Annotated in this window: 8 protein-coding genes; 7 read left to right on the top strand and 1 reads right to left on the bottom strand. The window is 67.1% G+C overall.

Translation table 11 applies throughout. The annotated features are described in order from the left end of the window. From ACO6D5_RS28310 to ACO6D5_RS28320, 3 genes are all read left to right on the top strand, one after another. Positions 1–135, top strand: a 135-nt coding sequence (locus ACO6D5_RS28310) for a RuBisCO large subunit C-terminal-like domain-containing protein (RefSeq protein WP_485827227.1), incomplete at its 5' end; no start/stop codon positions are given. Beyond that, positions 132–1,481, top strand: coding sequence for a four-carbon acid sugar kinase family protein (locus ACO6D5_RS28315; RefSeq protein WP_485827221.1), 1,350 nt, complete (start codon positions 132–134; stop codon positions 1,479–1,481). The genes ACO6D5_RS28310 and ACO6D5_RS28315, both read left to right, overlap by 4 nt. Positions 1,482–1,560: 79 nt before the next feature. Next, positions 1,561–1,998, top strand: coding sequence for a TonB family protein (locus ACO6D5_RS28320; protein ID WP_485827222.1), 438 nt, complete (start codon positions 1,561–1,563; stop codon positions 1,996–1,998). Positions 1,999–2,067: 69 nt separating this feature from the next. Here ACO6D5_RS28320 and ACO6D5_RS28325 read toward each other — a convergent pair whose 3' ends face one another. Continuing rightward, complete coding sequence (locus ACO6D5_RS28325; protein WP_485827223.1) at positions 2,068–4,521, bottom strand: DNA internalization-related competence protein ComEC/Rec2; 2,454 nt, start codon at positions 4,519–4,521, stop codon at positions 2,068–2,070. Between the two features lie 349 nt (positions 4,522–4,870). Here ACO6D5_RS28325 and ACO6D5_RS28330 point away from each other — a divergent pair, with 349 nt between their 5' ends. The 4 genes from ACO6D5_RS28330 to ACO6D5_RS28345 all read left to right on the top strand — a co-directional run bounded on the left by ACO6D5_RS28330 (position 4,871) and on the right by ACO6D5_RS28345 (position 9,350). Next, the gene (locus tag ACO6D5_RS28330; protein ID WP_485827224.1) at positions 4,871–5,200 is read left to right on the top strand and encodes a hypothetical protein; all 330 of its coding nucleotides are present in this window, start codon (positions 4,871–4,873) and stop codon (positions 5,198–5,200) included. 418 nt (positions 5,201–5,618) lie between these two features. Then, complete coding sequence (locus ACO6D5_RS28335) at positions 5,619–6,485, top strand: RNA ligase family protein (RefSeq protein WP_485827225.1); 867 nt, start codon at positions 5,619–5,621, stop codon at positions 6,483–6,485. Between the two features lie 10 nt (positions 6,486–6,495). Continuing rightward, entirely contained in the window at positions 6,496–7,632 is a 1,137-nt protein-coding gene (locus tag ACO6D5_RS28340) for an AAA family ATPase (protein ID WP_485827226.1), read from the top strand. A 278-nt stretch (positions 7,633–7,910) separates the two neighbouring features. Continuing rightward, on the top strand, positions 7,911–9,350 hold the full coding sequence (locus ACO6D5_RS28345) for an NAD-dependent succinate-semialdehyde dehydrogenase (protein ID WP_315847123.1): 1,440 nt from the start codon (positions 7,911–7,913) through the stop codon (positions 9,348–9,350).

Here is a 9,350-nt window from a genome sequence, read left to right on the forward strand (position 1 = left end):
GACGGCCCCGCCGCCGGCGTGCAGAGCATCCGCCAGGCCTGGCAGGCCGTGCGCGAGAGGCAGTCGCTGGAAGACTTCGCACGAAACGCCCCCGAACTGCAACGTGCCCTGGCCTTCTTCGGAAACCGCGCATGACTGGCGCCGAAGACGTCACGCCCGCGCCGCGCGTCTGCTGGTACGGCGACGACTTCACGGGCGCCACCGACACGCTGGCCGAAGTGGCCCGCGCCGGCCTGCGCAGCCTGCTGTTCCTGGGCGTGCCCACGCCCGAGCAACTGCGCCGCGCGGGTCCGTTGGACGCCTTGGGCATCGCGGGCGCCGCGCGCGCCATGTCGCCCGATCAGATGGAAACGGAGCTGCGCGCCGTTGGCCGCTTCATGGCCGGCACCGGCGCGCGCGTGCTGCACTACAAATGCTGTTCCACCTTCGACAGCGCGCCGCACGTCGGCAGTATCGGTGCCGCCATCCGCGAATTGCGCCGCCACATGCCGAACCCGCTGGTGCCCATCGTCGGCGGACAACCCGGCATCGGGCGCTATTGCAGCTTCGCCCAGCTGTTCGCCCGCGCCGGCGCCGCGCCCGAGATCCACCGCATCGACCGCCATCCGGTCATGAGCCAGCACCCCGTCACGCCGATGCACGAGGCCGACCTGCGCCGGCATCTGGCGGCCCAAGGGGTGGCCGACATCCGCTCGGTGCCGCACACCGCCTACCCGCGCCTGCGGCAAGCCGCCGACGCCCCAGGCGTGGACGACTGGATCGACCACATCATCGACACGTCCGACGGCCCGGTGCTGTTCGACGTGATCGACGACGAGCAATTACCCATCATCGGCCGCCTGATCTGGCGCGCCGCCGCGTGCGTGCCGCTGCTGGCGGTCGGGCCCAGCAGCGTGCAGCAGGCGCTGGCCCGCGCCCACGCGCCCGGCCGCGCGAGCGCCCCCGCCGCCTCCTTGGCCCCTGCGGCTGGCCCTGTCCTGATCGTGGCCGGCAGCCTGTCGCCCGTCACGGCCCGGCAGATCGCCGCTTGCCAGCAATACACACGCCAGCCGCTGCAGGTGCAGCGCCTGCTGGACGACCCGGACTATGCCGCGCAGCAGGTCCGCCAGGCGGCCTCGTCGCTGGCCGACGGACGCAACGTGCTGGTCCACACCGACCGCCCCGCCCAAGCCGTCACCGCCCCACAGGCGGCCGCCACGGCAAGCGGCACCGCACGGCTAGCTGCGGCGATCGTGGCGGCCAGCGCCCAGGCGGGCAAGCGGCTGTCACGCATCGGCATCGCCGGCGGCGACACCTCCAGCCAGGCCACGCTGGCGTTGGGGTTGTGGGGGCTGGCCTTCCATAGCGTATTGGCCCCCGGGGTCACCGTCAGTGTCGCCCGCAGCGACGATCCCCTCATCGACGGCGTTGAATTGATGCTGAAGGGCGGCCAGATGGGCGGCGACCGGCTGTTCGACGACCTGGCCACGGGCATGGCATAAAGCGCGCGTGGCCTTCGGTTATGCTGACCGGGATTTGTCCGGCGGAAGGCCGGACGGCCCCAACCCCGGAGACTCCCTCATGCATTGGCGGTTCCGCGCATCCCTTGTCGCCGCGCTCGCCCTGTGCCTGCCCTTCCCTTTGCTCGCCAGCACCTTGACGACGCAAGCTGAATGGCACACCGCCATCCGCCAGCAACTGCAACGCAAGATCGAGGCGCCCCCACAGATCCACGAGGCGAACGCGGACCTGAACGTCCAGGTGCGCATCGTCGTCCTGCCCAGCGGCGCCATCGAAACCGTGACCCTGGCCAGATCCTCAGGCAACGTCGCGGTAGACAATGCGACCCTCTCCATGATCCGGCGCGCCGGCCAACTGCCTGCCTTTACCCCTGACATGGCGCCCGACAAGCAAATCGTCATGCTGCCGGTGCGTTACGTCGTGGAGAAAAGCGACATGGCGCCCCCACCGTCGCCCCCGCCTCCCGTCAAGCAAACCCGCAAAGGCGCGCCGGGCTGATCCGAGCCCGCGCCCTCTCTCGCGCATGCAGGGCATCCTGGGCATGAGCGGCACCCCGATAGGTTCCATCTAGCGCCCGTGCCAATACCGCCGCCCGCGGTCCCGCTGCGACCACACATCCAACCGTTCGTCGGTAGATACCGCCATCACCGCCCCGTCCCGGTCGCTGCGCCAGAACGCCGCCCCGGCGCGCAACCAGCGCCGCTCGACCGCCGGCGCCGGATGCCGAAAGCGGTTCAGGTGCCCCGCTTGCGCCAAGGCGTGACCGGCCTGTGTCGCCACCACCCAGTCTCGTCCAGACGATGACGCCGAGCCGTGATGCGCCGCCATCACCACATCCGTCGCTGGGACGCCGCGCGCGACCAGTTCGCGCTCCTGCGCGACGCCGATGTCGCCGGTCAACAGCAGCGAGTGGCGGGCGCCCTCCACGCGAAGCACGCAACTGTCCGCGTTGCGGTCGGCCGCCGCCCCACTGCCGCCCCCGGCCGGATGCAGGAAGGTGAATGTGACGCCATCGACTTCCCAGGCGTCGCCCCGTTGGCACCGCAACATCTCTTGCGGCAGGACGGATTGCGCGGCGGGTGTCGCTCCGGGCGCGGGTGCGCCGCCGCCGGCATCCGGCCACAGCCGAGCATCCCGCCGCACAAACGCCGCCACGTCAAACGACGCATAGCTGCGCGCCACTGGCACCGCGGCCAGCACCGCCCGTGTGCCGCCCACGTGGTCCTGATCGGCATGCGACAGCACCAGCACGTCCAGCGCGCCGATGCCGCGCGCCTGCAGGAACGGCGCCAGCACGCGTTCGCCGGCGTCGCTACCCCCGTAATGGCGCGGGCCGGCATCGAAAAGCAGCATCTGGCTTGCGGTTTCCACCAAGATGGCGCTGCCCTGCCCCACATCCAGCGCGCTCATCCGCCAGTGGCCCGGGTCCGGCCGGTCGGGCCGCCAGCACAGCAGCGGCAACATGCACGCCCATCCGACATGCCGCGCTGGCCAGCCGCGCACCTGCAAGGCCCACACCATCCCCGCCACCGCCAGCAGCAGCCACGGCCAAGGCGCGGCCGCCACCGCAAAGCTGGCCCATCCCGCATTGCCCACCCACGCGACCGGCACCATGGTGTAGTCGAACGCGGCTACCCCCAACTGCCCGACCCAGGCCGCAGCGCCTTCTGCGCCTGGCACGACGGAGAGCACCGCGCACAGCAACGCCAGCGGCGTCACGACAAACGTCACGGACGGAATCGCCACCGCGTTGGCCAGCGGGGACCCCACCGACACCTGATACACCAGGAATGCCAGCAGCGGCGTCAGCCCCAAGGTGACCAGCAACTGCAGGCGCGTCGCCTGCCCCAGCCTGGCCATCCAACGCTGCCGCCAGCCCGCCTCCACATCGAACGGCGCGTCCGCGATGCGCAGCAAAATCGCCACCGCCCCAAACGACAACCAGAATCCCGCCGATAGCGGCGCCCAAGGGTCCAACGCCACTACCCCCGCCGCCGCGCACGCCAGCACCCGGCCCGCCGTCAGCGGCAACCGCGACATCGCCGCCGCCAACACCACCGACAGCATGAAGAACGTGCGCCGCGCTGGCACGCCCCACCCTGCCAACAGGCAATACAGCAAGGCCACGACGGCCGCCGCGGCGCCACCCGCGACCCGCGACGGCACAAACTCCGCCAATCCCACACCGCGCCAGCGCCCCCGTCGCCACAGCGCCGCCACCAGCACCCCCGCGATCCCGGCAATTGAGGTCACGTGCATGCCGCTGATCGACACCAGATGCGTAATGCCGCTGCGGTTGAAAATGCGCCAGTCTTCCCGCGCCACACCCGCCTGATCCCCAATCGCCAACGCAATCAGCACCGGCGCATAGCGATGCTCGCCCAACGCCTTGCGCAAGCCCTCGCGCACCAGGTGCCGCGCCCGTTCAATGGCGATGCCCGGCGACGCCCAAGGCTGGTCCTCCAGCAACTTGGGCTGCCCGCGCACGGTACCCACCGCGCGCAGGCCGCGCGCGAACATCCTCGCCTCCGCGTCCGGCCCCGCCGGATTCAACACGCCATGCGGACGCCGCAACACCAGCGCCATGCGCCAGACCTGGCCGGGCAGCAGTTGGGGCACGTCCTGCAACGTTCCGCGCTTAGCCCCAGGCGGCGCTTGCCAGGTCACCTGGATGCGCGACGGAATGCCGGGCCGCGCGGGTTCGGCCAACTCGGCCACGAAGCGCTGATGACGATCGTCCCCGTCCGGCAGTTCCGCCACGCGCACGATCAGGCGCGACACTTGGTCCTGATGCACGTCCGCCAAGGCATCGTCCAGCCGGGATTGGGCCTGGAGGCTGGCGTTGAGCGTGCCCGCGCATAGCCCAACCACCAGCGCCCAGACAATACGAAGAACGGTATGACGACCGCGCGCCCAACAGATTAAAGCCACGCCCCCCAACACGACGGCCAGCGACAACAAGACAGGTCCAGGCAACGCGGGCAGGCATTGCACCGACCCTGCGCCCGCCACGAAGGCCAAGCAGAATGAACGACCGGTGATGTCCCTCTCCTAAAACCGGGAGCGTAGGACGTGTGTGTGCCAAGCGGCTGTTCGGATGAATAGATTTGTCCGCCTCGGGATACCGTAAGGCCGGCTTACCGACCGCCAGCTCTTTGCGAACTGCTCGAGGAATTCGCGCCGCGTCAATACCCAAATTTCAGTATGAAGCCTTTGACTGGCGAAGCGTACGATGCCTCACTGTAGAGTGGCACGTTTTGGGTTTCACTTAGAGATGCGACGAGCCCTATCTTGCGAACGTCAAGCGTAGGAGCCTCTCGTTTTATACCCCTCTCCTGAAATATATCTCCATCGCGATAAGGAGAGCACCATGCTCAAAGCCATTACCGCCTTTGGTATTTGTATTGCCGCAGCAAATATCACCCCTGCTTTCGCATCGGAGAACATTGCCACTACTTCGAATACAACGGCACATCGCGTGGCCGTGGATCCAGCCAATAAACCGTGGTCTCCGGAAACTCCTTCCGGATTCCAACGAAACAACACCGGTTGGATATATGCTCGCCTCAGCAAAACGGCTTCCGATCAATGCGAGGCGCGAGAAGGGTACGAATGCAGCAAAGAACTTCCTTGCTGCGCACCAATGGTATGTGCACCTGTTGGAAGTTACGGCGGACAGTGCGAAAAAAAGAAGGACTAAATCCCTCGATCTCCCCGCCCGGAAGACTTTGGCCGAACACTCCAGGCTTCGCGAACGATGCCAGTTGGCCAAATTGGCTGCTGAGGGCGGATCGCGCGCAACGCACCGCCCGGCCACGCGCCCCTCCAAATTCACCCCGCGTTGACAAAACCCTTCCGGGTGTCTTAGGATTCCGCCTCCTTTCCACCCCCCATTCCCTTCCGAGTGCAACCGTGTCTGCCATCCGTCACTACGCCTAAACGCCGACGACTACCGCCCTGGTAATCGCGGTCTGCCTGCGCCCCTTGCTGCTCGACGCCTGCGTCTTGAGCGCATGTCACGGGGTCCAGGCGCGGTTCCAGGAAGCACACACCCCACTCGCTTTCCTTTCCCGTCCAGACTGCGTCGTCGGCTTTTCCACTGCTTTGGAGAAGACCCCATGACGCAAGATTTCTGCGCGTACGCGCAATCGCTGGACCTGTTCCGCTACCCCCGCACGCCGCACCTGGAAGGCTCGCGCCTGCAAGACGGCGACGAAGGCCATGACCACGTGCCGTACCGCCGCTTGGCCGGCCTGCACCTGGTCGTCGAAGAAAAGCTCGACGGTGCCAACACCGGCATCAGCTTCAGTCCATCGGGCGAACTGCTGCTGCAATCGCGCGGCCACTACCTGGTGGGCGGCGGCCGCGAACGGCAGTTCAACTTCGTCAAGGCCTGGGCCGCAGCGCACGCCGGCTGGCTGCTGGAACGGTTGGAAGACCGTTATGTGATGTACGGCGAAACGCTGACGAAGAAGCACTCGGTGTTCTACGACACCTTGCCGCATCACTTTTTCGAGTTCGACGTGCTGGACCGGCACAACGGCGACTTCCTTTCCACCGACGCGCGCCGCGCCTTGCTGGCGGATGGCCCCGTGCTGTCCGTGCCCGTCCTGTATGAAGGCGTGGCCCCGCCCAGGCTTGATACGCTCAAAGCCCTATTGCGGCCGTCGCTGGCCAAGACGCCGGACTGGCGCGAAGCCTTCGAGGCCACCGTGCAGCGCGAAGGATTGGATCTGCAACGCGCCTGGAAGCAATGCGACAAGTCAGACCTGTCGGAAGGCCTCTACATCAAGGTGGAAGCCGGCGGCAGGACTGTGGCCCGCTACAAGTGGGTGCGCCGCGACTTCGTGCAAGCCATCCTGGATTCGGACAAGCACCATTCCGAGCAGCCCTACGTGCCCAACCTGCTGGCGCCCGGCGTAGACCTCTATGCGCCGCGCCTCGCGGTGGATTGGGACACGCTGCGCGGCGCCGCCGGACAATAAGGAATAGATCATGCAATACGCACAATTGCAGGCGCTCACGCCTGCCCCTGGTCACACGCCGGATTACGACGCCTGCCTGGCGGCATTTCCCGCATTGGAACTGGCCAAGACCACGCCGCAAGACCCGCGCTATCACGGCGAGGGCGATGTCTGGACCCATACCAAAATGGTGATGGACGCGCTGCTGGCGTTGCCGCAATACCAGGCCGCGGACCGAGCTGACCAGGAAGTGGTGTTTCTTGCGGCCTTGCTGCATGACGTCGCCAAGCACAGCACCACGGTCATCGACCCCGTCACTGGCGCCATCGGTCAGCCGGGCCATTCCCGTAAGGGCGCCATCGACGCGCGCATCGCGCTATGGGATGCCGGCGTGCCCTTTGCCGTGCGCGAGGCCGTGTGCAGGTTGATCGCAGTCCATCAGGTGCCGTTCTTCGCCCTGGAGGGCTCGCGCCGCGGCAGGACGCCCGAGTTCATCGTGCGCGAACTGTCCTGGCAGGTCGACATTGCCCTGCTGGCCATGCTGGCCGAAGCCGACATGCGCGGGCGCATCTGCCCGGATAGCCAGCGTGTGCTGGACAACATCGCGTTGTTTTGCGAATTGGCGCGCGACGAACGCTGCTTTGGCCAACCGCGCGCCTTCGCCGATGCCCATACGGCGATCAGCTATTTTCGCGGCGCTGACGTGCATCCCGATTACCCGCTGTTCCAGGAACCGGGTTCGCAGGTGATCGTGATGTCGGGCCTGCCCGCGTCGGGCAAGAACACCTGGGTGGCCCGGCACCATCCCGATCTGCCGGTGATTTCGTTCGACGACGCCCGAGAGGAACTGGGCCTGCGCCACGGCAAGAACGAAGGCATGGTGGCGCACTTGGCCATCGACCGGGCCCGGGAGCTGCTGCGGCGCAAAGCGCCCTTTGTCTGGAACGCCACGCACCTTAGCGAACTGATGCGCAAGAAGACACTGGATCTGCTGTATTCCTATCAGGCGCAAGTCGAACTGGTCTATCTGGAGCAGCCGCGCGCCGAACTGCTGCGGCGGAACAGCCGGCGCGATACGTCCCTGTCGAATAAGACACTGACCGGCATGCTGCACCGCTGGGATCTGCCGCTGCCGACCGAGGCGCATCGGGTGACGTATGCCGTGTGACCCGAAGACCCCGCTCGGCTGACCAGCAATCTGCCAAGGCCGTCTGAAAGGCCGTAACAAGCCGTTGTCCCAGGGGTATGCGTCCGCGTGGAGGCACTTCGACCAGGCGCCCGCCGCCCCGGGGCGGTGGATTCGTCCGAAATTTCGGCGTAGAGTCATTGTTTCCCTACTGACCGGACGCGTTTTTCCGAGAGAACCCCGAGACGGGCATGGATACTGGCGCAGGTTCGCGCAGCCATCCCGGACAGACCGTCAACCCCTGTACCTACGGAGACCCCATGGCCGATTACCCCAATACCCTGCTTCTCATCGACAACGAATGGCGCGAAGCGAAAGGCGGCGCGCGCATTGACGTCGTCAACCCCGCCACCGGCCAGAAGATCGGCCAGGTCGCCCACGCCAAGCAAGAAGACCTGGACCTGGCGCTGGCCGCGGCCCAGCGCGGGTTCGAGACCTGGCGCGACACCTCCGCCCATGAACGCTGCGCCGTCATGCGCCGCGCTGCCGCCCTGTTGCGCGAACGCGCGGACTCGGTGGCCCGCCTGCTGACCCAGGAACAGGGCAAGCCGCTGGCCGAAGCGCGCGGTGAAGTGCTGGCCGGCGCCGACATCATCGACTGGTTCGGCAACGAGGCGCTGCGCGTCTATGGCCGCATCGTCCCGTCGCGCAACCCGCTGGCGCAGCAATTGGTCATCAAGGAACCCGTCGGCCCGGTCGCCGCGTTCACGCCGTGGAACTTCCCGGTCAACCAGGTCGTGCGCAAGCTTGGCGCCGCGCTGGCCACCGGCTGCTCTTTCCTGGTGAAGGCGCCCGAAGAAACTCCCGCGTCCCCCGCCGCCCTGCTGAACTGCTTTGTCGACGCCGGCATCCCCAAGGGCGTGCTGGGCCTGGTCTTCGGAACGCCCGCCGAGATTTCCAGCTACCTGATCGCGCACCCCGTGATCCGCAAGGTCACGTTCACGGGCTCGACCCCGGTCGGCAAGGAACTGGCCGCGCTGGCCGGCCGCCACATGAAGCGCGTCACGATGGAACTGGGCGGCCACGCCCCGGTGATCGTGGCCGAGGACGCCGACGTCGAACTCGCCGTGAAGGCCTCCGGCGGCGCCAAGTTCCGCAACGCGGGCCAGGTCTGCATTTCGCCGACGCGTTTCCTGGTCCACAAGAGCGTCAAGGCCGCATTCGAGCAAGCCTTCGTCGCCCACGCCGAAAAACTCAAGTTGGGTGACGGCCTGACCGAAGGCACGACGCTTGGGCCCCTGGCCAATGACCGCCGCCTGGTGGCCATGGACAAGATCGTCAAGAACGCCAGCGAAAAGGGCGCGCGCATCGCCACCGGTGGCGCACGGATCGGCGGCGCCGGCAATTTCTTCGCGCCCACGATCCTTACCGACGTCCCGCTTGACGCCGACATCTTCAATGAAGAGCCGTTCGGCCCGATCGCCGCGATCCGCAGCTTCGAAACGCTGGACGAGGCCATCCGCGAAGCCAACCGCCTGCCGTTCGGGCTGTCCGCTTATGGCTTCACCAAGTCGATCAAGACGGTGCACGAACTGTCGCGCCGCCTTGAAGTGGGCATGCTCTGGGTCAACCAGCCCGCCACCCCGTCCGCCGAACTCCCGTTCGGCGGCGTGAAGGACTCGGGCTACGGCTCCGAGGGCGGCCCGGAAGCGCTGGAAGCCTACCTGGTGACGAAGGCGGTCTCCGTCGTCGGCGTCTGA

The organism is Achromobacter sp., assembly GCF_057314935.1.